This is a genomic window from Streptomyces sp. NPDC104381 (genome assembly GCF_055583745.1).
On the sequence record NZ_JBVJNK010000006.1, the window covers coordinates 59159 to 83720 of the forward strand.

Here is a 24562-nt window from a genome sequence, read left to right on the forward strand (position 1 = left end):
AAGGGGTGCCGGCATGGCAGCGGGGACGATCCGCTACTGGGCCGCGGCCAAGGCCGCCGCAGGGACCGCGGAGGAGCCGTACACGGCGGAGACACTCGCCGAGGCGCTCGACGGGGTGCGCGAGCGGCACCCCGGTGAGCTGGAGCGCGTACTGCTCCGCTGCTCGTTCCTGATCGACGGGAATCCTGTGGGGACCCGCGGTCATGAGACCGTACGGCTTGCCGAGGGCGGCACGGTCGAGGTGCTCCCGCCGTTCGCAGGAGGGTGAACCGCAGACCATGAGCAACAACGATCAGCAGTATCCGTACGACCCGGGACACGGGCAGCAGTACCAGGGGCAGCAGCAGCCCTACGACCCGGAGTCCGGGCAGGACGCCTACGGGCAGCAGCAGCCCACGTACGGGCAGCAGCAGGCGTACGGACAGCCGGACCCGCAGCAGGCCCCGTACGGGCAGCCGGACCCGCAGCAGCAGGCGTACGGGCAGCCCGACCCGCAGCAGGCGTACGGGCAGCAGCCGCCTCCCGCGTATCCCGTGTACCCGGAGCAGGGCGTGCCCCAAGGGCCCGCAGGACAGGACGCCACCCAGACGTGGCAGGGCCAGACCTGGGACACCCAGTACCAGCCCACGATCCAGCCGCAGCACCGGCCGGCACCCGCCCCGGCCCCTGCCGCCGCGCAGGGCGCCCCCGGCGGCCGTCCGCTGCCGCCCGAGTCCCCCGCGGCTCCGCCCGCCCCGGCGGCCCCGGAGGCTCCGTCCGCCGTAGCCGACGGCTCCGGCTACGGCGCGCCCACCACCCTGGGCAACAGCCGAATCACCGACGCCCAGCGGGCCCGAGCCGAGGGGCGTTCGCCGATCATCGCGCCGGGGATGCAGCCGGCCGCGATCACCGCGGGCCTCGGTCTGCTCCTCGCCCTCGGCGCCGCGATCGGGCCCTACGCCCTGCTCGTGCCCCTGGTGCTGCTCCAGGCCGTGACGGCCGCCGGGTGGTTCCGGCTGAACGGGATGTGGCCGGCCAGGCAGGGCATCGCGCTGGCCTTCGCCGGCGGTGTCGTGGCCGACGTCGTACTGCTCGCGGCGGGCCGGAGCAACGCCCCGGCGGCCATCCTCGGCACGCTCGGCGTCTGGGTCCTGCTCACGCTCGTCCTCCAGCTGCGCAGCCGTGCCGGGGCCGACGAGCGGATGTACGGGCTGACGGCCACCGTCGCCTCGGCCGCGCTCGCCGTGCTGGCCGCGGGGCATCTGGCCGCCGTCCCGGACGCGGTGACGGTCGGCGGTGTCGCGGTCGCCCTGGCCGTGCTCGTCAGGGCCCTTCCGCTGCCCGGTCCGGCGTCGGTCGTCGTGGCGCTGCTCGCCGGGGCGGGCGCGGGCCTGGCCGCCGGCATGTTCACGGACTTCGGAGCGCAGGCCGCGTTCCTCGGGTTCGCGGCGGGCGGCTGCGCACTGATCGGCCTGCGGGTCGCGAGCTACGACTACCCGTCCCGCTTCGTGCACATGACGGCGGGAGTGGCCCTGCCGCTCACGGCCGCCGCCCCCGCCGTCTACCTGATCGGCCGTGCGATCGCCTGACTCCTGGGCATATCTGACGTTCCCTCACTCACACTCCCCGCCTCCGGGGAACCGGCCGGGCCTTCCGCTCGTCGATCACTCCGGGCGCGCCGCACCGCGGCAGTAGGCTCACGTGCGCCAGGGGTCCGGCCGGTCCGAGTGGGGGAACGACACGCATGCGAGCACTGCGCATACTGCTGATCATCGCTGTGGTCCTGGGTGGCGTCTTCGTCGCCGTGGACCGCGCCGCCGTGTATTTCGCGGAGTCCGAGGCCGAGGACCGGGTCTCCTTCGGCGGCGGCGCCGAGGCCGGCTCGACCGATGTGTCGATCAAGGGGTTCCCGTTCCTGACCCAGGTGACCGGCAGGGAGCTGGACCGCGTCGACGTCACGGTCAAGGACGTCCGCGCGGACGCGGCCGGCCGGACGGTGCGCATCAGCGAGATCCGCGCCCAGCTGCGTGAGGTGACTCTGGGTGCCGGCTACACCAGCGCGACGGCGTCCAGGGCGACCGGGACGGCCGTCATCTCGTACGCGGCGCTCACGGAGGCGGCCGACGAGGGCGTCACGGTCGCCTACGGCGGCGACGGCAAGGTCAAGGTCACCGGCTCGGTGCAGATCCCGCTGCTGGACAAGACCGTCACGCGCAGCGTGCTCTCCACGGTCACCCTGGTCGACGGCGACACCGTCAAGGTGCGCGCCGACGAGGTCCCGGGCGAGGGCATCCCCGGCCTGGAGGGCCTGGTCAGGAAGAAGACCGACTTCGAGCGTGGGATCGGCGGGCTGCCCGACGGCCTGAAGCTGGAGAAGATCGAGGTGGCGCCGGGCGGCCTGGAGATATCGATGTCCGGAGCCGACATCCGTCTCGCGGGCTGACGACGGGGCCGGGGGCCGGGCCGGCGACACGGCGCGGGAGTCCGCGGATAACTCGCGGCGGGGCGGGGTAGGGGGACCGCCGGGACGGTGCGGACGGCCGATCCAGATTATGAGACGGCCTGGTCCGTTCCGCAGTCGGCCGACGCCCGGGGAGCGCCCGATCCGGGGTCCCCGCGGCGCCGGACACCGCACACGTCTCGCATCGCGGACGATCGTGTCTCATCATCCGACACGGCGGTGACATCTCCGCCCGTACCTCCCTACGATCGGACGCATGAAGCGACAGGCGGACCTCACGAAGCGGCGGGCAGTAGACCTGTGCCGCGTCGCCGCCATGCTCTGTCGCACCTTCTGAGCGGGACCTCTCCCGTTTCCCCCCGGCCCTTCGACGACGTCAGGGCCGAACCCGTGCCTTCCGTACGCGTTCCGCTCCCAGCACCTGCGCGTACACCTCGCACCCCGCACACCGCATCACCCCGCCGCAGACTGCCCCGGAGGAGAAACACATGAGCCGCGCAGACGTTCTGGTCGACGCCGACTGGGTCGAGGCCCACATCGACGACCCGCAGGTCGCCATCGTCGAGGTCGACGAGGACACCTCGGCGTACGAGAAGAACCACATCAAGAACGCGATCCGGATCGACTGGACGAAGGACCTCCAGGACCCGGTACGCCGTGACTTCGTGGACCAGGCCGGCTTCGAGAAGCTCCTGTCCGAGAAGGGCATCGGCAACGACACGCTGGTCGTCCTCTACGGCGGCAACAACAACTGGTTCGCCTCGTACGCGTACTGGTACTTCAAGCTGTACGGCCACGAGAACGTCAAGCTGCTCGACGGCGGCCGCAAGAAGTGGGAGCTCGACTCCCGCGACCTGACCGACGCCGTCCCGACGCGCCCGGCCACCGAGTACAAGGCCAAGGCCCAGGACGAGTCGATCCGCGCCTACCGCGACGACGTCGTGGCCGCCATCGGCAGCCAGAACCTCGTCGACGTGCGTTCGCCCGACGAGTTCAGCGGCAAGCTGCTCGCCCCGGCGCACCTCCCGCAGGAGCAGTCGCAGCGCCCCGGCCACGTGCCGAGCGCCCGCAACATCCCGTGGTCGAAGAACGCCAACGACGACGGCACGTTCAAGTCGGACGACGAGCTCAAGGCCCTCTACGAGGACGAGCAGGTCGACCTGGCCAAGGACACCATCGCGTACTGCCGCATCGGTGAGCGCTCCGCGCTCACCTGGTTCGTGCTGCACGAGCTGCTCGGCCAGGAGAACGTCAAGAACTACGACGGTTCGTGGACCGAGTACGGCTCCCTCGTCGGCGTGCCGATCGAGCTCGGCGCCAACAAGTAATTCCGCAGGACCTGATCCGCAGGACCCGACCAGAAGGACAGAACACCATGTGTGGAGCACAGGCCGGCGGCCCCGACGCCTCGACGATCAAGCCGGGCGAGACGACGATCCAGGGCAGCGTGACCCGCGACGGCGAGCCCGTCACCGGGTACGTCCGTCTGCTGGACTCGACCGGTGAGTTCACCGCCGAGGTCCCGACCTCGGCGACCGGGCAGTTCCGCTTCTACGCGGCCGAGGGCACCTGGACGCTCCGCGCCCTGGTTCCGGGCGGCACCGCCGACCGCACGGTCGTGGCGCAGACCGGTGGTCTCGCCGAGGTCGCCATCGCCGTGTAGTTCACGCGCACATACGGCCGGAGGGCCGCACCCCAGGGGGTTGGACGCCACCTGAACAGGGGTGCGGCCCTCCGCGCCGTTCCGCGTTCGCGTCCTCGCGGGAGAGCCCTACGCTGGAGATATGTACGACCGGCGCAGGCGCGTCTATTTCCTCCTGATGGGCGGATGCCTCTTCCTCTTCGTCTCCGCCTGGGCCTTCGTGCGCCTGTGGTCCATCCCGGCGGCCGTCGCGATGTGCGTGGTCGCCATGGTCATCCCGCCGGTCGCCGCGATCGTCGCCAACCGCCGGGGCCCCGAGGACCGTTGGTGGGACGACCCCGCCCGCACCTCCCGGCCGCCGGATCCCCGTACGCGAGGTCCCCGGCCGCCCGATCCCCGTACGCGAGGTCCCCGGCCGCCCGATTCCCGTACGCGCGACGAGCGGCCCCGTCCACCGCGGGAGCGGCGCACGGGGGACCGGATCTCGGACGAGTGGTGGGACGAGCTCGACGGCAGGGACAACCGCCGTCGGCCCGCCGATCCGGATCAGTAGACGAGGGCCTGGGCGCCGTCCGCCATGGCCTCCTGGACGAAGACCTGGGCGCCGGCGATGCGTACGCCCTCCAGGACGTCCGCCTCGGTGATGTCGCGCCGCGCCGCGCACTGGGTACAGAGCGTGATCCCGCCGCCCGCCAGGATCGAGTCGACGAGATCGGGCAGCGGCGCCGCGTGCGGCAGTTCGAACTCGGCGGCGCGTCCCGGCAGGGCGAACCAGGCGGACTCGCCGGTCAGCCACAGCGAGACCTCGACCCCGCTGGCGACGGCCACGGCCGCCACGGTGAAGGCCTGCGAGCAGCGCTCGGGGGCGTCGGCTCCGGCGGTCACCTTGATCACGAGCTTCTTCGGCATGTACCGAACTGTAATCCTCGGCCGGGCAGCCTCCCCCGTGACCTGTGGGTCAGTTGTGTGCGCGGGTGAGGGAACCCGCGCCCCAGGCCTCCGGGGGACCCGTTCGGAACCGAACGACACCAGGTCCGGCATGCCCGCCGACCGCGCCCGGGGGAAACCCCGGGCCGCCGTGCGGGGCCCCCACCCATTAGGCTGGGGGCCCGGCCGCCTGCTGCCGGCATGTCGTTCGTTCCGAGGAGCTCCCGTGCTTGAGGCTTTCTTCTCCGCCCTGCTGGTCCTGGTCTGCGTCGGCGTGCTCGCCTTCGCCGCCGTGACCGTGAAGAAGCTGTACCAGGGCCAGCGCTGACCCTCGCCGAACACCTTCCGTACACCCTCACAGATCGTCTGAGCCGCTCATGATCGAGATTCCGTCCGACCTCCACCCGGACCTCGTACCGCTGGCCTTCCTCCTCGGCAACTGGGCGGGTGCGGGCGTCTCCGACTTCCCCGGCGCCGAGAAGTGCAACTTCGGCCAGGAAGTGACCTTCAGCCACGACGGCCGCGACTTCATCGAGTACGTCTCGCACTCCTGGGTGCTGGACGCCGAGGGCAAGCAGGTCAAGCCGCTGGAGTCCGAGTCCGGCTACTGGCGCATCGACAAGGACCGCAAGGTCGAGGTCGTCATGGTCCGCGACCAGGGCATCGTCGAGGTCTGGTACGGCGAGCTCGCCCACCAGAAGCCGCAGATCGACATCGCCACCGACGCGGTCGCCCGCACGGCAGCCTCCGGCCCGTACAGCGGCGGCAAGCGCCTCTACGGCTATGTGAACAGCGACCTGATGTGGGTCGGCGAGAAGGCCACCCCCGACGTGGAGCTGCGGCCGTACATGTCGGCGCACCTGAAGAAGGTCGTCACCCCGGAGGAGGTCGCCGAGATGGCGAAGAGCCTCGGGGACATGCCGGACGACGGCATCGCCTTCTTCAAGTAAGCCCCTCCCGGCCCCCGGGCCTCTCCGGAGCGCTCGCACTCGTCCCCGGCGGGCCGGTGCTCGCCCCGCCCTACACTGGGCGTGTGGTGAGCACCGACTGGAAGACCGATCTTCGCCGGCGTGGCTACCGGCTGACGCCGCAGCGCCAGCTCGTCCTGGAGGCCGTCGACACCCTGGAGCACGCGACCCCCGACGACATCCTCGTCGAGGTGCGCAGGACCGCGTCGGGTGTGAACATCTCCACCGTCTACCGGACCCTGGAGCTCCTGGAGGAGCTCGGGCTGGTCAGCCACGCCCACCTCGGGCACGGCGCCCCGACGTACCACCTCGCGGACCGCCACCACCACATCCACCTCGTCTGCCGTGACTGCACGAACGTCATCGAGGCCGACGTCGACGTGGTCTCCGACTTCACGGCGAAGCTGCGGGACACCTTCGGCTTCGAGACCGACATGAAGCACTTCGCGATCTTCGGGCGCTGCGCCGACTGCGCGGCGAAGGCGGAGAAGGCGGCGAGGACTCCGGAGGCCGGGCCTCCGCGGTGACCCGGCAGCGCCCGGTGGACCGGGACCCGCGAGTCGTACGCTGGTCTGCATGAAGAGCCCCCTGCTGTCCCTGCCCGGCGCCGTCCCCGCCGAGGGGCGCGACGAAGGTGTCGCCGCGCACTACGGCGATCTGTTCCGTGAGCAACGCGTCCTCGCCGACGGCGGTGGCCTCGTCGACCTCTCGCACCGCGCGGTCGTCACGGTCACCGGCGACGACCGGCTGGCCTGGCTGCATCTGCTGCTCACCCAGCACGTCAGCGACCTCGCGCCGAACCAGGCGACCGAGGCGCTCATCCTCTCCGCCAACGGGCACATCGAGCACGCCCTCTACCTGGTCGACGACGGTACGACGGTGTGGATGCACGCCGAGCCGGAGACCCAGGGCGGCCTGATCGCGTACCTGGAGTCGATGAAGTTCTTCTACCGGGTCGAGGTCGCCGACCGCACCGAGGACTTCGCCGTGGTGCACCTCCCGGCCGGCTCCATCGCGGAGGCCCCGGACGGTGTCGCCGTACGGGAGACCGCCCACGGCCGTGACCTGTTCCTGCCCCGGGCCGATCTGGAGGCGTACGCCGCCGCGCACGGCCCGGCGGCCGGGATCCTGGCGTACGAGGCGCTCCGCGTGGAGGCGCACCGGCCCCGGCTGGGCTTCGAGACCGACCACCGGACCATCCCGCACGAGCTGGGGTGGATCGGCAGCGCGGTGCACCTCCAGAAGGGCTGCTACCGGGGCCAGGAGACGGTCGCCCGTGTCCACAACCTGGGGAAGCCGCCGCGCCGTCTCGTCTTCCTGCACCTGGACGGCAGCGAGGTCCATCTGCCGGGCCACGGGACGCCGGTCAGGCTCGCCGCGGACGGCGAGGAGGGCCGCCAGCTCGGCTTCGTCACCACCTCGGCCCGCCACCACGAGCTGGGGCCGATCGCCCTGGCACTGGTGAAGCGGAACGTCGCGGTCGACGCCGAGCTGATCGCGGGTGACACCGCGGCGGCCCAGGAGACGGTCGTCGAGCCGTAGGGACGCCGGGTCACCGGGACGTCCCGACGCCCGGGGAGGGCAGGGCCCCTACACCTCGACCAGCACGGTGAACGGGCCGTGGTTCGTGAGCGTGACGCGCATGTCGGCTCCGAACCGGCCCGTCCGCACCTGTGCGCCCAGCGCGCGCAGCTGGGCCACGACCTCGTCGACCAGCGGCTCGGCGACCTCGCCCGGAGCGGCGGCGTTCCAGGTGGGCCTGCGGCCCTTCCTGGCGTCCCCGTAGAGAGTGAACTGCGAAATGACCAAAAGCGGTGCATTCACGTCCGAGCAGGACTTCTCGCCCTCCAGGATCCGGAGGGTCCACAGCTTGCGGGCGAGCTGTGCCGCCTTCTCCGCGGTGTCGCCGTGAGTGACCCCCACCAGCACACACAGGCCCTCGCCGACGATCTCGCCCACCGTCCCGGTCTCCGACGGATCGTCCGAAGGGCCCGTCACGGCGACGCTCGCGCCGTCCACTCTCTGTATCACTGCACGCATACAGACCAACCTATCTTGGGCTGAACGGGTACAGAGCACCTGCGTGAACACCCTGCGTAGTGGCACCATGCACGGTGTCGGTGTGCCGACGCACCGGTCGAGGGGACGGAACATCATGACGACACAGGGAGCCGGGCCATCACCCGGTGCCGTACCAGGGACACGTACAGCCGCCGGTCTGCGGCCTCCGGTGCAGCGGACCGGTGCCGCACCGGGCCAGCTGCCCGCCCCGCCCGTACAGCTGCCGGGCGCGGTGTCCGTGCCGGGGCAGACCGGTGCGGGCGGTGCGGGCGGTGCGGTTGAAGGGTTGGCCTCCGTGCGCCCGCTGCCCGAGTTCGGCGGACTGCGGCTGCCGGAGCTGCGCACCCTGCGCCGTGACGCCCAGCGCGACGAGGCGGACCTGAGTTATGTACGCCGTCTGGTCCAGGGCCGGATCGACATCCTGCGGGCCGAGCTCGCCCGGCGGGTGGACCCGGAGTCGCCCGTGGTGGACCGGCTCTCGGAGATCCTCGCCGACACCCCGTCCGTCCACCGCTCCTCGGCCCGGCACGTCACCCTCACCACGCCGCGCAGCGACGAGTACCGGCAGCTGGCGGCGGACACGCTCGCGGAGGTCGAGCTCTCCGACCTCGACGCCCGGACGGACGAAGAGCTCCTCAGCGCCATGGGGCGGCTCGTCCGCTACGAGCAGCAGGTGTCGCGGCGCCGTCACCGGCTCCAGCGGACCGTCGACGATTGCAGTGCGGAGATCGCCCGCAGGTACCGTGACGGGGAAGCACAAGTAGAGGACCTGCTCGCCTGAGGCGACCCTTCCGGGGGCGGGTCACGCCCGTCCCCGGAAGGCCACCCCGCCCCATGACCTCCTCCATAGCCCCGCACTCCTCCTCGTCGCCCGTGCCCCCGGTCCTCGCCGAGGTCGTACGGTCCGGTTTCACCGAGGGCCACCACCGGGGGTCGCTGGTCCTCCTGGCCGCGGACGGCAGCGTCGAGTTCGCGCTCGGCGACCCGGCGGCCCCGGTCTTCCCGCGCTCCTCGAACAAGCCGATGCAGGCCGCCGCGATCCTCCGGGCCGGGCTCGACCTCTCGGGGGAGCGGCTGGCCCTGGCCGCCGCGAGCCACTCCGGTGAGGGCTTCCACCTCGAACTGGTCCGCACGATGCTCGCCGAGCACGGGCTGAAGCCGGACGACCTCCGGACGCCGCCGGACCTGCCGCTGGATCCGGTCGAGGCGGAGGCGTACCTCGCCGCCGGGGGTGTGCGGGAGCCGCTCACCATGAACTGCTCCGGCAAGCACGCCGCGATGCTCGCCGTCTGCGTACGCAACGGCTGGGACACCGCCACCTACCTCGACCCGTCCCACCCGCTCCAGCGGCTGGTCGGCGAGGTCGTCGCGGAGGCGGCGGGCGAGCCCGTCGCGGCGATCGGTACGGACGGCTGCGGGGCGCCGCTGATGGCGATCGGCCTGGTGGGCCTGGCCCGTGCGTTCCGGTCGTTCGTGCTGGCGGAGCCGGGCACCGCGGAGCGCCGGGTCGCGGACGCGATGCGGGCGCACCCGGAGTACGTCGCGGGGACGCGGCGGCCGGACACCTGGCTGATGCGGGAGGTGCCGGGCACGCTCTCCAAGATGGGCGCGGAGGCGGTCCAGGCCGTGGCGCTCCCGGACGGCCGGGCCCTCGCCTTCAAGATCGACGACGGCTCCACCCGCGCCCTGGGCCCGGTGCTGGCCCGCTCCCTCGAACTGCTCGGTGTCGACGCCCCGGTGGTGTCCCGCATCGGGCGTGCGCCGCTGCTGGGCGGCGCCGCCGAGGTGGGCGCGATCCGGGCCGCGTTCTGAGCGTGGGCGCCACCGGGCGGGGGCGCGGGCAAATCCGCGCGACATCCCGCCCGGGACAGCCCTTAGCGTGGGCCTATGAGCCTTGATCCGCGTACCGTCTCCGCAGCCGAGTTCCCCGACTGGCTGCGTGCCGTGGGGACCGGGTTCCTGCGGGCCTCGGCCTCGGTGCCGGCGGAGGAGGAGGTCGCGGTGCGCCGTGAACACACCGATCTCTCCCGTGTCCAGGGGGTGTTCGACGCGGGGCGCTGTGTGGCGACCTTCCGGTCGTTCGCGCAGGAGCTGACCGTCGTCGGCGGCGCGCGGGTGCGGGCCGACGCGATCACGGGCGTGACGGTGACGCCGACGCACCGCAGGCGCGGGCTGCTCAGCCGGATGATGGCCGGGGACCTGGCGGCGGCTAAGGAGCGCGGCGATGTGGTCGCCTCGCTGATCGCGGCCGAGTACCCGATCTACGGGCGGTACGGATTCGGGCCGGCCTCCTGGACCACCGAGTGGGAGATCGACGTCCCCCGGGCGGGCCTCGACCCGCGTGCCCGGGTCCCCTCCCGGGCGGACGGCGGCCGGATCGAGCTGGTGGACGGCGCCGACGTACGGAAGCTGGGCCCCGAGCTCCACGCGCGTCTCGCGGCACGGCAGCACGGCGTGGTCTCCCGGGACGCGCGCTGGTGGCAGCGCAACACGGGGGTGGACGTCCCGGCGTTCGAGACCTGGACGGAGCCGTTCCACGCGGTGTACCGGTCGGCGGACGGCGAGACGGACGGGCTGATCGCCTACCGCACCGACGACAACTGGGGCGACCGCAAGCAACCGCTGAACAAGGCGAGTGTGGTCGGCATGCTCGCGACGACGCCGGCTGCGGAACGCGCCCTGTGGCACTTCGTCTGCTCCATCGACTGGATCACCACGGTCCGCTCGGGCTACCGCGCCCCGGACGACCTGCTCCCGCTGCTCCTCCCGGACCCGCGCGCCGCCCGCGTCGTGACCCAGGCGGACTGGCTGTGGCTGCGCGTCCTGGACGTCCCCCGCGCCTTGGAGGCCCGTAGGTACGCGACGGATGCCGCCCTGGTCCTGGACGTCCGGGACGGGACGGGCCTGGCGGGCGGCCGTTTCCTGCTGGAGGTCTCGCCGTCCGGCGCCTCCTGCGTCCCCACGAAGCGGGACCCCGACCTCGTGCTGGACGTGGCGGAACTGGCGACGCTCTACCTGGGCGACGAGTCGCCGGTGCGGCTGGCGGCGCTGGGGCGGATCGACGAGCACCGCCCGGGGGCGTCCGTAGCGGCGGACGCGGTGTTCCGGACGGCGCGCCGGGCGTGGTGCCCGGATGTGTTCTGAGGCGGGCGTGGCGCCCGGTGCCGCTGGATCCGTTTCGCCGGCCTGGACCGCCGGCGAAACGGGTCTCAGTCGTTCGGCATGAACAGCAGGGCCAGCACGAGGGCCCCGGCACAGGCGCAGTTGGGGCTTCCGGCCTTGAGACCGAAGGTGAGCAGGGTGATTCCCACGGTGCCCATGACGCCGTACTTCCACTGAATGATCTGCTCAAGGCCCAAGGTGAACAGGGGCATGGCGGTCACTCCTTCCCAGGTGGAGGGGGTCGGCGCGGATGCGCCGCTGGGTGGGGGAAACCGGCGACTTTGCGCGACGCTGCGCAGAAACCGAACAACTGCCGTACAAGTCCCCCGTTTGACTTGTCGTACTTATGCCCGGAGGGGGCGGCGTCGCAAACTTGTCTGGTTGTTCGGTTAGTTGTAGGTTCTGCGAACATCGACACGGCCAGTTGTGCGCCGTATATCGGCGCGCCCGCAGAGAAGTTGTAGGGTTGCGGCGTGACAAGTGACGGTTCCGCCCCGCGTGATGCCAAGTTCCAGTACCGATGGGTCGCCGACGAGCTGCGCAAGGAGATCAACAGCGAGGCCAGGCGTCCCGGTGAGCGGCTTCCCACGCAGGAGGAGCTGGCCCAGCGCTTCAAGGTCTCGCGGGCCACCGTCAACCAGGCCCTGTCCCTCCTGCGCAGGGAGGAGCTGATCGTCACCCGCCAGGGGAGCGGTTCATTCGTGGCCTCCGAGCCGGGCGAGACGCGCCATGTGCCCGGGCCCGCCGGTCACCAGGACAGCGATGTGTGGGCCGTGGTCTCCGAGCGGGTGCCGCCCGTCCTGCTCAAGCCGTATCTGGTGGAGGCGTTCGAGGCCAACGTCGTCCGGCTGGACGTCTTCTCGATGACGACGGAGTCGCTCGCCGCCCGGGTCGTCGACCAGAAGGACCGCATCGTCGCCGGGGAGATCAGCCCGCCCCGCAGCATCACCGCGCGGCTGCTGCTCCCGAACGCCGAATCCACCGCCCTGGCCATCCCGCGGCAGGTGTCGGGGGACGACGACCCGCGGGTGCGTCAGCGGCTCGGCGGAATCCTGCACAGCCATGTGACCATGCTGCGGTCCGCCCTCTTCGAGCTGCGCCGGCTCAAGCTGGTGGAGGAGGTCGACGTACAGGTGCGGCTGGTGCCCTTCGCGCCGCAGGTGAAGCTGTACATCCTGAACAACCGTGTGGTGCTCCAGGGCTTCTACATCCCGGAGGAGGGGACCGCGACCCTGCCGGACGGGGAGGACGTCGCGACGTACGACGCCTACGGCACGGGAGCGACGCTGTATCCGTTCCGGGCGTCGGCCGACTCCACCCCCGAGCAGGTCGGAGTGGTGCGGGCGGCGCGGAAGTTCTTCAACTCCACCTGGGACAACCTCTCCACGAAGGCGCCGTTCTGACCGTGCCCGGCATGACCATCCCTGTGAACGGATCGCTGACATGAGCGCCCAGCGCGACGCCACCCCGCCCGGTGCCGCGGCACCGGGCCCGGCCGCCCTCCTCGCGGCGGCCGAGTGCGTCCTTCTCGACTTCGACGGCCCCCTGTGCGACCTGTTCGCCGGCCGCCCGGCCTTCGGGGTCGCGGCCCGGCTCGCCGACGAGCTGCGCCGGTCCGGCTGCGACCCCGCGCTGACGGCGGGCGGGACGGACGACCCGCTGGCCCTGCTGCAGAGGGTGGCCAAGCACTACGGGGACGGTCCGCTCACGGCCCGTGCCGAGCGCTTCCTCACGGCGGAGGAGGTCGAGGCGGCGGCCGGCGCCACCCCGACCGAGCACGCGCTGGACCTGCTCGGGGCCCTGGACGCCGGCGGCTGGCGGCAGGCGGTCACGACCAACAACTCGGCGGCGGCGGTGGCCCGTTTCCTCGGCCGGTACCGGCCGGCCGTCCTGGCGGACGAACACATCCACGGGCGCACCTCCGACCCCGGGCTGCTCAAGCCCGATCCGCACTGCCTGGTCCGGGCCCTGGAGTCGACCGGTTCCACCGCGGCGGCGGCCGTGATGATCGGGGATTCCCCCGCGGACTTCCTGGCCGCGCAGGCGCTAGGTGTACCGTTCATTGGCTATGCGGTGAACGAGCGCAAGCGCCGGGCCCTCCAGGACGTGGGGGCCCGTCGGGCGGTGCGTTCGCTGCGGGGTCTTGTGGAAACGGCCCGGCAGCGCGTGCAGTGGGAGGAGCCGGGCGCGGGACCGCTGCCGGTCGGTCTCCGCGGGTAGAGGCAGGATCTGTCCGCACGGAGACCCGGTCGGCGGTCGCTCGCGGCCCTTCACGGTCGAGGGAGCAGGCGGTGACAGTCGACACCACGGCGGACGTGCGCGGGTACCCGGAGGTCCGGCCCGGCACCCCGTACGACGGGACGGCCATCGAGGGCCCGTACCGAGGGCATTACCGCGAGACGTACGTCTTCGCGCTGCCGGACGGGCCGCTGCGCTGCAAGGTGCACGAACCGCGCTCGGAGCTCTTCCGGTTCGACCGTACGTGTTTCCTCTCCGAGGACCGGCTGCTGCTGGAGCTGCGGGGCCGGGTGAGCCGGATCCCCGAGGTCGTCGTCCTCGACGAGCACGTCCTGCTGCAGGGGTTCATCGAGGGGCGGACGCTCGGCAGCGGGCTGACGGGGGCGCTCTCCCCTCGCCATGCCGGGCAGCTGGCGGGGCTCTTCGGGGAGATGGTGGCCCTGGACGCCGGTTCCATAGGTGCCCGGCGGCTCTGCGATCCGGCCGGGCATCCGGCCGACGGGGACAGCGAGGCGTTCCTGGACGGCCTGATCACCTTCACCGAGCAGCAGGTGTACCGGCGCCACCACGACCGCTTCGGCTCGCTCTTCCGCGAACTGGGCGTGGCCGAGGGGGCGCTGGACGGTGTCAGGGCCAGGGCGCGGCGCCTGACGGGGCGGCCGTTCACGCTGATCCACGGCGATCTGCACCGGCTGAACCTCATCGTGGACGCGGCGGACGATCTCTGGACCATCGACTGGGAACTCTCCATGATCGGGGACCCCTTGTACGACCTGGCCACGCATCTGCACCTGATGCGCTACCCCGCGGGGGCCGCCGGGCGGACGGCGCGGCTGTGGGCCTCGGCGGTGGAGGGCGTACGGCCGGAGTGCGCGAAGGGGTGGCGCGAGGACCTGGAGACGCTCCTGGCGTACAAGCGGCTCCAGTCGGTCTACACCGATGTGATCCGTGGTGCCATCGCGCTGGAGCAGCCGGACGCCGGACCCGCCCGGGTCCGGCTGCCGGTGACCGCGCACCGCGTCCGTGAGGTGCTGGCGCGGGCCCGGGTCCCCCTCGGCCTGGCCTCGCTGCCGTCCCCGCGCGAGGTCATGGCCGCCTACGACCGCTGGCTCCGGGGCGTCACCGCGTCCGCATCCTGAAGAGCACTCCCGACAGGGCCACGGCCACCAGCAGGATCCCGGCCGCCCAGGCGAGCGCGGTCCAGGGGGTGTTGGCCACCGGCTGGTCCAGCAGGAGGCCGCGGAGGGACTCGATGGCCGGGGTGACCGGCTGGTGGTCGGCGAAGCCGTGGAGCCAGCCCGGCATGCTGTCGACCGGGACGAACGCGCTGCTCGGGTAGGGCAGGAACGACATGAAGAAGGTGATTCCGCCGGCCGCCTCCGGGGTGCGGGCGAGCAGGCCGATCGCGGCCGAGATCCAGGAGAGGGCCACGATGTAGGCGACGAGCACCGCGGCGACGGCGAGCCAGCCGGCCGGGGTGGCGGCCGGTCGGAAGCCGATGAGCAGGGCGACGGCGAACACCAGCGTGGTGGAGACCAGGTTGCGGACCGTGCTCGCCACGACGTGGCCGGCCAGGATCGGCATCCCGCCGATGTCCAGGGAGCGGAAGCGGTCGATGATGCCGCCCTTCATGTCCTCGCTCACCGCCACCGCCGTGGTGGCCGAGCCGAAGCCGGCGCACAGGAACAGGACGCCGGGGACGACGTACATGACGTACGAGTCGTACTGCGTGCCCGTGTCGATGGCGCCGCCGAAGAAGTAGACGAAGATCAGCATCAGCATGATCGGCAGCATCATCGAGGTGATGACGGCGTCGATGTTGCGGCGGCTGATGAGCAGGCTGCGGCCGGTCATGACCGTGGCGTGGGCCAGGACCCCGGGGGCGTCAGACATGGGACGGTACCTCCGTCTTCTCGGTGGTGAGGGCGAGGAACACGTCGTCGAGGGTCGCGCTGTGCAGCGAGAAGCGGTCGACGTCGGTGTGGTGCGGGTCGGTCTCGTCGAGCAGGGCGCGTACCTGGGCGGCGGTGCCGTCCGTGGGGAGGCCCAGCGTGAGGGTCTCGGGGGAGTGGTGGACGGCGCGGCCGGCGAGCCGGAGGTAGGCCTCACGGCTGCGGAGGACGAGGTCCAGACGGTGTCCGGCGACGCGTGACTTCAGCTCCTGCGGGGTGCCCTCGGCCGCGCAGACGCCCTTGTCGAGCACGGTGATGCGGTCGGCGAGCTGATCCGCCTCCTCCAGGTACTGCGTGGTGAGCAGCACCGCGGCACCCCGTCCGGCGAGGTCGCGGACCACCTGCCAGAGCTCGCGGCGGCTGCGGGGGTCGAGTCCGGTGGTGGGCTCGTCGAGGAAGAAGACGCCCGGTTCGGGCGAGCCGACCAGTCCCGCCGCCAGGTCGAGGCGGCGCCGCATCCCCCCGGAGTACGTACGGGCCTGGCGGCGGGCCGCGTCGGTGAGGTCGAAGCGGGCGAGGAGTTCCTCCGCGCGGGCCCGGGCCGCCGCGCGGGTCAGGCCGGACAGCCGCGCCATCATCCGGAGGTTCTCCTCGCCGGTCAGGGTCTCGTCCACGGCGGCGAACTGGCCGGTCAGGCTGATGGCGCGGCGCACCCGGCGCCGGTCGGCGACGACGTCGTACCCGGCGACGCGCGCCGTCCCGGAGTCGGCGGTGGTGAGCGTGGCGAGGATCCGCACGGTCGTGGTCTTGCCCGCGCCGTTCGGCCCGAGCAGGGCGTGGATCCCGGCACGGTCGACCCGGAGGCCGACGCCGTCCAGGACCCGGACCCCGGCCCCCGGTTTTCCGTAGGACTTGGTCAGGCCGTGCGCCTCGATCATGACGTCGTTCATGGCTGAGCTCATGACGATCCCCCTTCTGCGTATGCCGTACGCGCTACTGTGTAAGCATTACGCATATCTAGGATGGTGGCAAGCCATCAGCGGGAAAGGCGGGTCTTCGGGTGTCGGAGAACAGCAGCGCGTCGGGCGGTACGGGCCTGCCGGCCAGCATCGAAGCCGCGTGGGGACTGCGCGAGCGTCCGGTCAAGGGCCCGAAGCCCGGCCTGACGCTGGACCGCATCGTCGCCGCGGCGGTGGGCATCGCCGCGGCGGAAGGGCTCTCGGCCGTGTCCATGGGCCGGGTCGCCAAGGAGCTGGGCGCCTCCACGATGTCGCTCTACCGCTACGTCTCCGCCAAGGAGGAGCTGTACGTCCTCATGCAGGAGGCGGCCATGGGTGAGCCCGAGCCGCTGCCGGCCCTGGAGACGAAGGCGGGCTGGCGGGAGGCGCTGAGCCAGTGGGCGTGGGCGCAGCGCCGGATGTTCCAGCGCAACCTGTGGTCCCTGCGCATCCCGATCGCGGGCCCGCCGGCCAGCCCCCACTCGGTCGCCTGGTGGGAACAGGGCCTTCAGGGGCTGGAGGGCAGCGGACTGGCCGAGGGCGACAAGATCTCCGTCATCCTCCTCGTCTCGGGCTTCGTACGGACCGAGGCCCTGCTGATGAGCGATCTCGCCGCCGCAGTCGAGGCGAAGGGGGTTTCGGCCCGGGAGGTGATGGGCCAGTGGGAGCGCACGGTGACACGGCTCGTCGACCCCGTCCGCCATCCGGCGCTGTCCAGGCTGCTGACCACCGACGTCCTGAGCGAACCGGACGAGCCCGACTACGAGTTCGTGTTCGGCCTGGAGCGGATCCTCGACGGGATCGAGGCGCTCATCGCGAAGGGTGCGCCGTCATGAGCGACGGGAAGGGCGGCCTGCGCGAACGCAAGAAGCAGCTGACCTACCAGGCGGTCTCCGAGGCCGCCATCTCGATGTTCCTCGAACGGGGCTTCGACAAGGTCTCGGTGGCCGAGGTGGCGGCGGCGGCCGACATCTCGAAGCCGACGCTGTTCCGGTACTTCCCGGCCAAGGAGGATCTGGTCCTGCACCGGTTCGCCGACCACGAGGACGAGCCGGCCCGCGTCGTCCAGGGCCGGCCGGACGGCGTCGCGCCCCTGGACGCGCTGCGCCTCCACTTCCTGGAGGGCCTGGACCGCCGGGACCCGGTGACCGGGCTCTGCGACAACCCGCAGGTGCTGGCCTTCCACCGGCTGCTCTACGGAACCCCGTCGCTCGTAGCCCGGCTGTACGGCTACCAGGGCCGCTCGGAAGCCGCGCTCGCCCGCGCCCTGGAGCCCGGCGCCCCGGTGGCGGCGCGGCTGGCGGCGGGCCAGATCATCGCCGTACTGCGGGTCCTGGCGATGGAGAACTGGCGGCGCATGGACGCGGGGGAGAACGCCGCCGAGGTTCACGGCGACGCGGTGGCGGCGGCCCGGCTGGCCTTCGCCCAGCTGGCGGAGGGGCTGGTCATCGCGCGTCCCCGATGAGCCGTGCGGTGAGCGCGGCGCGGTTCGCGGCCAGCCACGCCTGGTGGCGGTCCCAGCGCTCCCAGCCGCCGCGGTCCGCGAGCGCGCGCAGGTGGACGGGGCTGCCGTCGCGCACCCGCCGCTCGGTGAAGGCGCGGGCCGCCGCGGCGGCCTGCTCGATCGTGGGGAGAAGCCCGGCGCGCTCCTGTGCCGTCAGGCCGTATCCGTCGGCGAGGACGCGGAGCCGCCGCGCCGCGCCGGGGTCCTCCCCGGACAACCGCACCCAGTAGCGGGCCGCCGTCGCGACATCCCAGAGCGGGCGGCCGGGCGCGGTCAGGTCGAAATCGATGAAGGCGGCGGCGCGGCCCTCGCGGAAGACCACGTTCTCCGGACAGATGTCGTTGTGGCAGAGGATCAGGGCGCTGTCCGGCAGCGATCCGGCCTCCGGGTCGGCCAGTTCGGTAGGCCAGTGCACGGTGCGGTCCACGGGCAGGGCGGCTGAGGCCCGGTGCAGGCGCCGCAGCAGAGCGGCCACCGAGCGCAGAGCCTCGTCGGTGAGCGCCCAGGACGGGAAGGGCGGAAGCGGCACCTCGCCGGGGACATGACCGAGCCGCTCCCGGAGGCCGTCCGCGCTGACCCCGAGAGGGGTGGGAGCGCCGTCGAAGCCCGCGGCGGACAGTTCCCTCAGATGGGCGTGCAGGACCGGGGCGTGCTGCTGGGCCGGGCGTTCGACGGTGTCCCCGCGGCGGACGACCGCGCCCACGTGGGTCATCCCGCCGTGCAGGATCTCCTCGTCGCCCTGGATCGGGCCGCCGTGCGGGATCTCTTCGTCGTCCTCGTTCATGACCCTCCCCGGTCGATTCCGAACGGCCCGTGCAGGTCCGACGGTTGACGGAAATGTACGCCGGTCATGCCGAGCGCGACGGCCGCGTCGACGTTCTCGCGGCTGTCGTCGACGAAGAGGCACCGGTCCATCGGCACCCCGGCCCGTGCGGCGGCGATCCGGTAGATCGCGGGATCGGGCTTGGCGACTCCCTCGACGGCGCTGCTCACCACGTGGTGGGCCAGGTCCGTGAGGCCCAGCGCGACGAGGTCGTCGGCCAGCCGGGGCGTGGCGTTGGTGACCAGGACCAGCGGCACGCGCGCCCGTATCCGGCGCAGCAGGGCGACCACGGCCCGGTCCGCGTGGAACGGCGTCTCGGCGAGCGCCCTGCCCAGCTCCCGGGCGGTCGCCTCGCCGACCCGGCCGGCGAGGGCGCGCGCGACGGTCTCCGCCCACTCCTCCAGGGTGATCCGGCCGAGGAGGAGCGGGAGGTCGGTCTCGGGGGCGTACGCGATGTCCTCCGTCGTGCCCTCCGGCAGTCCGGCCGCCCGCTCCAGGGAGGCCAGGTGCGTCACGTCGTAGAAGCGGACCACGTTGTCGAGGTCGCAGAGCACGGCGTCGAAGGCAGGGCCGTGGGTCACTGCCCGGATGCCTCGACGTCCAGGGCCGCTCCGTACAGCCGGGACACCCGGAGGCGGATGACCACGCGGTGTTCGGACACCGCCTTTTCCAGGAAGGCCCGTTCGTCCTCGGAGGTGTCGAAGCCCGGGGTCAGGGACAGCAGTTCGCGTCCGACGGCGTCGCCGGCCGTCACGGTCGGCCCGGACACCTCCGCCCGTCCCTCGGCCACGGCGAACGACCAGACGTCGCCGCCGTGGACATGCAGCGAGGCGTGCGGATTCCGGCGCAGGATGCGGGTCTTGAGGCGTTCCTCGGTGGAGGAGACACGCAGGACGCGTTCCTCGGCGTCCCAGCGGTAGAGCACGGTCGACAGATGCGGGTGGCCGGTGGAGCGGACGGCTCCGAGCACGCCGAACTGCTGGTCCCGCAGGATCCGGGAGAGTGCCCGGTCGGTAAGGGTGCGGGGCGGGGGTCCGCTCTTCGTCTCTCCGGTGGTGGTCACGGTGTACGCCTTTCGGGTCTGTGGTTCAGGAGCGGGCGCGCGCGGGGCGCAGGACGAGGAACGCCACGGCGAAGGCGGCGACCAGCAGCCCGGTGCCGATGGTGAACGCGAGCTGGTAGCCACCGGTCAGCGCCTCCGCCCGGCTGTGGCCCTCTCCGAGCAGCCGTTCGGTGCGGGCCGCCGCCAGGGTGGTCAGCACCGCCACGCCGACGGCCATCCCGATCTGCTGGGTGGTGTTGAAGAGCCCGGACGTGAGCCCGGCGTCGTCCTTGCCCGCACCGGACATCCCGAGGGCCGTCAGCGCGGGGGTCGCCAGCCCGAAGCCGGCCGCGAGGAGCATCACGGGGAGCAGATCGGTGACGTACCGCGCGTCCGTGGGGACCCGGGTGAGGAAGCCGAGGGCACCGATCAGCAGGACGATCCCGGTCAGCAGCACGGCGCGCTCGCCGAACCGGGCGATGAGCCGGGCCGATACACCCAGGGACGTCCCGCCGATCATGACGGCGGCCGGAAGCATCGCGAGACCCGTCTCGGCGGCGCCGTACCCGAGGACGTTCTGCAGGTGCAGCGCCACGATGACCTGGAACGAGAACAGTGCGGCGACCATCAGACCCTGGACCAGATTCGCCCCCGCGACACTGCGTGAACGCAGGATGCGCAGCGGCATGAGCGGGGTCGCGGCGGTCGCCTGGCGTACGACGAAGGCGGCGAGCATCGCGAGCGAGACCGCCCCGAGGCCGAGGGTGGGCGCGGAGATCCAGCCGTACTCCTCGACCTTCACCACGGTGTAGATCCCCAGCATCAGCCCCGCCGTGACGAGCGCGGCTCCGGCGACGTCGGCCCCGGCCGCGAGCCCGATGCCACGGTCGGCGGGCAGCACCCGGCGGGCCACCAGGAAGGCGACCGCGCCGATCGGCAGGTTGATGAAGAAGATCCAGTGCCAGCTGAGGGCGTCGGTGAGGACCCCGCCGAGCACCTGCCCGATGGAGGCGCCCGCGGCCCCGGTGAACGAGAACACGGCGATGGCCCTGGCCCGTTCGCGGGGCTCGTCGAACAGGGTGATGAGGATGCCCAGGCCGACGGCGGCCGCCATCGCGCTGCCGACCCCCTGGAGGAAGCGGGCGGCGATGAGCAGCGCGGGGGTCGTGGCCGCACCCGCCAGCAGGGAGGCCGCGGTGAAGACGGCGGTGCCGGTCAGGAACATGCGGGTGCGGCCGAGGAGGTCGCCGAGCCGGCCCGCGAGCAGGAGCAGGCTGCCGAAGGCGATCAGGTAGGCGTTGACCACCCAGCTGAGGCCGGCGGGGGTGAATCCGAGGTCGCGCTGGATGGTGGGCATCGCCACGGTGACGATCGAGCCGTCGAGGGTGATCGTGAGCATCCCCGCCGCTATCACCGCGAGGGCGAGGCCGCGGTGACGGGCCGTGGGCCCGGACGGGGGGCGTGGGGCGGAGGGCACGGCGGGTTCGGATGTGTCGCGCGGGGCATCAACAGCCATCGGTCTTCTCCTGTCGGGCGGGTCGACAGGAGTGACCGTAACAGATGGTTTCGTTGCAGACTATCTTTCACGGTCCGGCCGGGGGTGATTACCTCTGTCCCTGCCGTGCCCGCCGCACCGGCCGGGGGTTCTCCGAAGGGGTGGCCAGATGGTCCGTGGCCAGCTGGTTCAGTGCGCGCAGCAGCACCTCGCGGTCGCCCCCGGCGAGCGTCCCCAGGGCCTCCTCGTGCACCCGGTCGACGATCTCCTGGCTCCGCACGGCGACCTGGGCCCCCTCGTCGGTGACGGCGATGATCCGGGCCCGCCGGTCGCGGCTGGAGGGGCGCCGCTCGGCCAGTCCCGCGCTCTCCAGGCCGTCCACGGTCACCACCATCGTGGTCTTGTCCATGTCGCCGATCTCGGCGAGCTGGATCTGGGTGCGCTCCTCCTCCAGGGCGTGGACCAGTACGCAGTGCATGCGCGCGGTCAGCCCGATCTCGGCGAGCGCCGCGGCCATGCGGGTGCGCAGGACGTGGCTGGTGTGGTCGAGGAGGTAGGACAGGTCGGGTGCCGTACGGGCGGGCGTCAGGGCGGTCATGCCTGCCAGCGTAACAATTCGTACCGTGGCGGATCGTCCGTAAGGGGACGTTACGGACGCGGCGGGGGAGAAGGCGCTACCACGGCAGTTCCGGCCGGAGGAGGGCCTTCGCGAACGGCTCCCCGGTGCGCTCGGCGTACGCCATCCGCTCCTTCACCTCGCTGAGGGTGCGCGGACGGTAGCCCGGGCCTCCGCAGCAGCTCTTGTGGAAGCGGACGCCCGCGTTCAGCAGGACGGAGAGCGTGCGCCAGCCGGAGGCGTCCCGCCGCTTCGGCGGCGCGAAGGCGGATCCCACATGCACCAGCACCCCGGCGCACCGGGGACAGACGCGGTCCTGCCGCTCCCTGTCGTAGGGCTGCTTGTACGACGCCCGGCACGGCAGGCAGACGTACGAGGTCTTGGAGGGCGGCATGCGGCCAGAGTAGGGGGCGCGGCCCTGGCCGTTCGACCGGTTTTACGGGCCCGAGGCCCCCGGGCACGCCTCAGGCCCGGTGCCCTCGACGCTACGGGACCGGGGGCGTCCTGTGAGGGGGTGCGGCCGTACATCCGTCCCGCCGGGCGGCGGTCGGCTCAGCTGTCTCGGTCGAGGAGTCCCGGGCCGCGCTCAGGCGCCCCGGTCGGCCTCGCGGGCGGCGCGTTCCACCCGGGCGCGGTGGTTCTCCCACCAGGCCGCGTCGCCCGGCGGGATGCTGTCGTTGCCCTCGTTCATCCCCACGGCGCCGTCGATGAGTTCCCGGAGGATGTCGGCGTGCCCGGTGTGCCGGTGCGTATCGGCGATCACGCGGACCACGGCGTGGTGCAGCGTCACCTCGGCCCGGTGGTCCGGCCACCACGGCACCCGGCCGACCGTGTCCAGCGGCAGCGCGTCGATGGTGGCGTCCGCGTGGGCCCAGGCACGGCGGTAGAGGCCCACCATCTGTTCGCGTGACTCGTCGGCGGTGGCCCACATGTCCGCGTTGGGCTCGGCCCCCTCCGCGACCCACGGCAGCGGCTCGCCGGACGGGCGGCCGAAGGTGTCGCCCAGGTAGCCCAGTTCCACGCTCGCCACGTGCTTGACCAGGCCCAGGATGTTCGTGCCGGTCGGCGTCAGCGGGCGTCGGGCGTCGTACTCGGAGAGCCCTTCGAGCTTCCACAGCAGGGCGTCCCGCGCCGACTGCAGGTAGAGGCGGAGGTCGGCCTTGGCGTCGGGTGAGGTCATTTGACGGCCTCCGCGATCCGCAGGGCGGCCTCGGCGGGCGTGAGGTGCGTGGTGTCGACGACCTCGGCCTCCTCGTGCAGCCACGTACGGGCCGCCTCGGCGTACGGGTCGAGGTGGGCGAGGCGGAAGGTGGAGGTGCCGAGATCGGTGTCCCCCTCGATGCGCCGGCGCAGGGTGTCCTGGTCGGCGTGGAGGACGAAGTGCCGTACGGGGATGCCGTGGTGGGCGAGGCCCCCGCTGATCTCCCGCCAGTACTCCTCGACCAGGACGGTCATGGGCATCACCAACGTGCCGCCGGTGTAGTCGAGCACGTGGCGGGCGGTCTCGACGACCAGCGGGCGCCACGGCGGCCAGTGCTGGAAGTTGCCCGTCCACGGGAGCCCGGGCCTGATGTCCATGAGCGTCTCGCCGACCTTCTCCGCGTCGAAGATCCGGGAGTCCGGAAGAAGCCGCTGCACGAGCGCGCTGGTCGTCGTCTTGCCCGCGCCGTGCGTGCCGTTGAGCCATACGATCATGGGCCCGACGCTAGCGGGGCGCGGGCCGGGGGAACAGGCGTCAGCGGAAGGCGTCGGCGTTCTCCGTGGCCCACTGCCGGAACGAGCGGGCCGGGGCCCCGGTGACCTGCGACACCGTGTCGCGCACCGCCAGCAGCGCGTCGTTGACGTCTCCACCCGTGAGGTCGAGTATCGCGTCCGCCTCCTCGGCCCCGAAGAGCGTGGCCATGTGCGCGTGGGCCTCCCCGCGGCTGATCTCGACCAACGGCACGTCCCGGCCCAGCACGGCCGCGAGGGTCTCGGCCTGCCGGCGGGGCGACACCCCCTCCGGACCGGTCAGGGCGTACGTACGCCCGTGATGGCCGGGCTCGGTCAGCGCCACCCGTGCCACCGAGGCGATGTCCGCGGGGTGGACGGCCGGCAGCGCCGTGTCCGCGTACGGCACGCGGACGGCCTCGTGGGCGCGGACGGCAGCCGCCCACATCAGGGTGTTCGAGGTGAACTGGGTCGGCCGCAGGATCGTCCAGGCCATGCCGCTCTCCTTGACCAGCCGCTCCACCGCCAGGTTCTCACCGGCGGGGCCCAGGTGCGGATGGGTCTCGGCGGTGATCGACGACACCAGCACCACGTGCTCCACACCCGCTCGCCGGGCGGCTTCGACGACCTCGGGGTCCGGACCGCGACGCGAGACGAGGAACAGCGAACGCACCCCGTCCAGCGCGGACTTCAACGACGCCGGCTCACCGAAGTCGCCCTCCACGGCTTCGACCCCTGCGGGGAAGGCGGCACGCGAGGCATCACGGGTGAGACCTCTGAGCGGCCCGCCATCGTGTGCGTGCAGGTCCTTCAGCAGTGCACTGCCTATGTTTCCGGTGGCTCCGGTCACGAGGATCATGGGCGCGTTCCCCTGTCGTCGGGTGATCGACCGGGAGACACGCTAGAAGCTCGATCGCGCTTGAGGTCAAGGAGCCGAGGGGGGTGTCGTGCCTCCCCGCTCGGGCAGGCGGGTCCTCGGAGACCTCATCCCCGGCATGACACGGAACACTTTTGCAAGCATGCGCTTGCAAAAGTTAGCAAGGG

32 protein-coding genes are annotated in these 24562 nt (G+C 72.3%); 18 read left to right on the forward strand and 14 right to left on the reverse strand.

Annotated elements, in window-relative coordinates:
• The first annotated feature begins 13 nt into the window (after positions 1-13).
• From ACZ607_RS21240 to ACZ607_RS21270, 7 genes are all read left to right on the forward strand, one after another.
• Complete coding sequence (locus ACZ607_RS21240) at positions 14-268, forward strand: MoaD/ThiS family protein (RefSeq protein ID WP_469736773.1); 255 nt, start codon at positions 14-16, stop codon at positions 266-268.
• 10 nt (positions 269-278) lie between these two features.
• Positions 279-1568: a hypothetical protein gene (locus tag ACZ607_RS21245; protein WP_469736775.1), complete on the forward strand. Its 1290-nt coding sequence runs from the start codon at positions 279-281 to the stop codon at positions 1566-1568.
• 155 nt (positions 1569-1723) lie between these two features.
• Positions 1724-2422 (forward strand): LmeA family phospholipid-binding protein, encoded by a 699-nt coding sequence (locus ACZ607_RS21250; RefSeq protein WP_469736776.1) that lies wholly within the window; start codon positions 1724-1726, stop codon positions 2420-2422.
• Positions 2423-2696: 274 nt separating this feature from the next.
• On the forward strand, positions 2697-2777 hold the full coding sequence (locus ACZ607_RS21255; RefSeq protein ID WP_350310325.1) for a putative leader peptide: 81 nt from the start codon (positions 2697-2699) through the stop codon (positions 2775-2777).
• A gap of 151 nt (positions 2778-2928) precedes the next feature.
• Positions 2929-3768, forward strand: a complete 840-nt coding sequence (locus ACZ607_RS21260) for a sulfurtransferase (protein ID WP_469736778.1) — start codon at positions 2929-2931, stop codon at positions 3766-3768.
• Positions 3769-3815: 47 nt separating this feature from the next.
• Positions 3816-4103 (forward strand): DUF1416 domain-containing protein, encoded by a 288-nt coding sequence (locus ACZ607_RS21265; RefSeq protein WP_014154938.1) that lies wholly within the window; start codon positions 3816-3818, stop codon positions 4101-4103.
• Between the two features lie 121 nt (positions 4104-4224).
• Positions 4225-4635, forward strand: a complete 411-nt coding sequence (locus ACZ607_RS21270) for a DUF3099 domain-containing protein (protein ID WP_469736780.1) — start codon at positions 4225-4227, stop codon at positions 4633-4635.
• On the opposite strand, the gene ACZ607_RS21275 is transcribed toward ACZ607_RS21270, so the two are convergent.
• A complete protein-coding gene (locus ACZ607_RS21275; RefSeq protein ID WP_469736782.1) occupies positions 4629-4991 on the reverse strand; it encodes a DsrE family protein in 363 nt (120 codons plus the stop codon). The genes ACZ607_RS21270 and ACZ607_RS21275 overlap by 7 nt on opposite strands.
• A 395-nt stretch (positions 4992-5386) precedes the next feature.
• On the opposite strand from ACZ607_RS21275, the gene ACZ607_RS21280 reads away from it, so the two are divergent.
• The 3 genes from ACZ607_RS21280 to ygfZ all read left to right on the forward strand — a co-directional run bounded on the left by ACZ607_RS21280 (position 5387) and on the right by ygfZ (position 7519).
• A complete protein-coding gene (locus ACZ607_RS21280) occupies positions 5387-5959 on the forward strand; it encodes a heme-binding beta-barrel domain-containing protein (protein WP_469736783.1) in 573 nt (190 codons plus the stop codon).
• Positions 5960-6042: 83 nt separating this feature from the next.
• Complete coding sequence (locus tag ACZ607_RS21285; protein ID WP_469736785.1) at positions 6043-6504, forward strand: Fur family transcriptional regulator; 462 nt, start codon at positions 6043-6045, stop codon at positions 6502-6504.
• Between the two features lie 49 nt (positions 6505-6553).
• Positions 6554-7519: a CAF17-like 4Fe-4S cluster assembly/insertion protein YgfZ gene (ygfZ, locus tag ACZ607_RS21290; protein ID WP_469736787.1), complete on the forward strand. Its 966-nt coding sequence runs from the start codon at positions 6554-6556 to the stop codon at positions 7517-7519.
• Positions 7520-7567: 48 nt separating this feature from the next.
• Here ygfZ and dtd read toward each other — a convergent pair whose 3' ends face one another.
• Positions 7568-8017 (reverse strand): D-aminoacyl-tRNA deacylase, encoded by a 450-nt coding sequence (gene dtd, locus ACZ607_RS21295; protein ID WP_469736789.1) that lies wholly within the window; start codon positions 8015-8017, stop codon positions 7568-7570.
• Positions 8018-8132: 115 nt separating this feature from the next.
• On the opposite strand from dtd, the gene ACZ607_RS21300 reads away from it, so the two are divergent.
• The 3 genes from ACZ607_RS21300 to ACZ607_RS21310 all read left to right on the forward strand — a co-directional run bounded on the left by ACZ607_RS21300 (position 8133) and on the right by ACZ607_RS21310 (position 11182).
• Positions 8133-8819 carry an RsiG family protein gene (locus tag ACZ607_RS21300; RefSeq protein ID WP_469736791.1) on the forward strand — a complete coding sequence of 229 codons (687 nt, stop codon included), beginning with the start codon at positions 8133-8135 and terminating at the stop codon, positions 8817-8819.
• Positions 8820-8872: 53 nt separating this feature from the next.
• Complete coding sequence (locus tag ACZ607_RS21305) at positions 8873-9850, forward strand: asparaginase (RefSeq protein WP_469736793.1); 978 nt, start codon at positions 8873-8875, stop codon at positions 9848-9850.
• 75 nt (positions 9851-9925) lie between these two features.
• On the forward strand, positions 9926-11182 hold the full coding sequence (locus tag ACZ607_RS21310) for a GNAT family N-acetyltransferase (protein ID WP_469736795.1): 1257 nt from the start codon (positions 9926-9928) through the stop codon (positions 11180-11182).
• A 65-nt stretch (positions 11183-11247) separates the two neighbouring features.
• Here ACZ607_RS21310 and ACZ607_RS21315 read toward each other — a convergent pair whose 3' ends face one another.
• Positions 11248-11412 carry a hypothetical protein gene (locus ACZ607_RS21315; protein ID WP_164493606.1) on the reverse strand — a complete coding sequence of 55 codons (165 nt, stop codon included), beginning with the start codon at positions 11410-11412 and terminating at the stop codon, positions 11248-11250.
• Positions 11413-11673: 261 nt separating this feature from the next.
• Here ACZ607_RS21315 and ACZ607_RS21320 point away from each other — a divergent pair, with 261 nt between their 5' ends.
• From ACZ607_RS21320 to ACZ607_RS21330, 3 genes are all read left to right on the forward strand, one after another.
• Positions 11674-12603 carry a GntR family transcriptional regulator gene (locus ACZ607_RS21320; protein ID WP_469736797.1) on the forward strand — a complete coding sequence of 310 codons (930 nt, stop codon included), beginning with the start codon at positions 11674-11676 and terminating at the stop codon, positions 12601-12603.
• A gap of 40 nt (positions 12604-12643) precedes the next feature.
• On the forward strand, positions 12644-13420 hold the full coding sequence (locus ACZ607_RS21325; RefSeq protein ID WP_469736799.1) for an HAD family hydrolase: 777 nt from the start codon (positions 12644-12646) through the stop codon (positions 13418-13420).
• Between the two features lie 71 nt (positions 13421-13491).
• A complete protein-coding gene (locus ACZ607_RS21330) occupies positions 13492-14577 on the forward strand; it encodes a phosphotransferase family protein (protein ID WP_469736801.1) in 1086 nt (361 codons plus the stop codon).
• On the opposite strand, the gene ACZ607_RS21335 is transcribed toward ACZ607_RS21330, so the two are convergent.
• Together ACZ607_RS21335 and ACZ607_RS21340 are read right to left on the reverse strand one after the other, a co-directional pair.
• On the reverse strand, positions 14558-15331 hold the full coding sequence (locus ACZ607_RS21335; protein WP_469736803.1) for an ABC transporter permease: 774 nt from the start codon (positions 15329-15331) through the stop codon (positions 14558-14560). The two genes, ACZ607_RS21330 and ACZ607_RS21335, sit on opposite strands and share 20 nt — an antisense overlap.
• Complete coding sequence (locus tag ACZ607_RS21340; RefSeq protein WP_469736805.1) at positions 15324-16292, reverse strand: ATP-binding cassette domain-containing protein; 969 nt, start codon at positions 16290-16292, stop codon at positions 15324-15326. The genes ACZ607_RS21335 and ACZ607_RS21340 overlap by 8 nt, the downstream gene beginning before the upstream one ends.
• A 98-nt stretch (positions 16293-16390) precedes the next feature.
• Between ACZ607_RS21340 and ACZ607_RS21345 the strand changes: the two genes are divergently transcribed.
• Both ACZ607_RS21345 and ACZ607_RS21350 read left to right on the forward strand, forming a co-directional pair.
• Positions 16391-17164 carry a TetR/AcrR family transcriptional regulator C-terminal domain-containing protein gene (locus ACZ607_RS21345; protein ID WP_469736807.1) on the forward strand — a complete coding sequence of 258 codons (774 nt, stop codon included), beginning with the start codon at positions 16391-16393 and terminating at the stop codon, positions 17162-17164.
• Positions 17161-17793, forward strand: a complete 633-nt coding sequence (locus tag ACZ607_RS21350) for a TetR/AcrR family transcriptional regulator (protein WP_469736809.1) — start codon at positions 17161-17163, stop codon at positions 17791-17793. The genes ACZ607_RS21345 and ACZ607_RS21350 overlap by 4 nt, the downstream gene beginning before the upstream one ends.
• Here ACZ607_RS21350 and ACZ607_RS21355 read toward each other — a convergent pair.
• From ACZ607_RS21355 to ACZ607_RS21395, 9 genes are all read right to left on the reverse strand, one after another.
• On the reverse strand, positions 17774-18616 hold the full coding sequence (locus ACZ607_RS21355; RefSeq protein WP_469736811.1) for a phosphotransferase: 843 nt from the start codon (positions 18614-18616) through the stop codon (positions 17774-17776). The genes ACZ607_RS21350 and ACZ607_RS21355 overlap by 20 nt on opposite strands.
• Complete coding sequence (locus tag ACZ607_RS21360) at positions 18613-19236, reverse strand: HAD-IA family hydrolase (protein WP_469736813.1); 624 nt, start codon at positions 19234-19236, stop codon at positions 18613-18615. Before ACZ607_RS21360 ends, ACZ607_RS21355 begins: the two co-directional genes overlap by 4 nt.
• Positions 19233-19718, reverse strand: coding sequence for a TIGR03618 family F420-dependent PPOX class oxidoreductase (locus ACZ607_RS21365; protein WP_469736815.1), 486 nt, complete (start codon positions 19716-19718; stop codon positions 19233-19235). The genes ACZ607_RS21360 and ACZ607_RS21365 overlap by 4 nt, the downstream gene beginning before the upstream one ends.
• A gap of 25 nt (positions 19719-19743) precedes the next feature.
• Positions 19744-21096 carry an MFS transporter gene (locus tag ACZ607_RS21370; RefSeq protein ID WP_469737711.1) on the reverse strand — a complete coding sequence of 451 codons (1353 nt, stop codon included), beginning with the start codon at positions 21094-21096 and terminating at the stop codon, positions 19744-19746.
• A 205-nt stretch (positions 21097-21301) separates the two neighbouring features.
• Positions 21302-21790, reverse strand: a complete 489-nt coding sequence (locus ACZ607_RS21375; RefSeq protein WP_469736816.1) for a MarR family winged helix-turn-helix transcriptional regulator — start codon at positions 21788-21790, stop codon at positions 21302-21304.
• Positions 21791-21866: 76 nt separating this feature from the next.
• Positions 21867-22202 (reverse strand): deoxyxylulose-5-phosphate synthase, encoded by a 336-nt coding sequence (locus ACZ607_RS21380; protein WP_469736817.1) that lies wholly within the window; start codon positions 22200-22202, stop codon positions 21867-21869.
• Positions 22203-22394: 192 nt separating this feature from the next.
• Entirely contained in the window at positions 22395-22988 is a 594-nt protein-coding gene (locus tag ACZ607_RS21385; RefSeq protein WP_469736818.1) for a DinB family protein, read from the reverse strand.
• On the reverse strand, positions 22985-23503 hold the full coding sequence (locus tag ACZ607_RS21390; RefSeq protein ID WP_469736819.1) for a P-loop nucleotide/nucleoside kinase family protein: 519 nt from the start codon (positions 23501-23503) through the stop codon (positions 22985-22987). The genes ACZ607_RS21385 and ACZ607_RS21390 overlap by 4 nt, the downstream gene beginning before the upstream one ends.
• Positions 23504-23543: 40 nt before the next feature.
• Entirely contained in the window at positions 23544-24377 is an 834-nt protein-coding gene (locus ACZ607_RS21395) for an NAD(P)H-binding protein (protein WP_469736821.1), read from the reverse strand.
• Between the last annotated feature and the right edge of the window lie 185 nt (positions 24378-24562).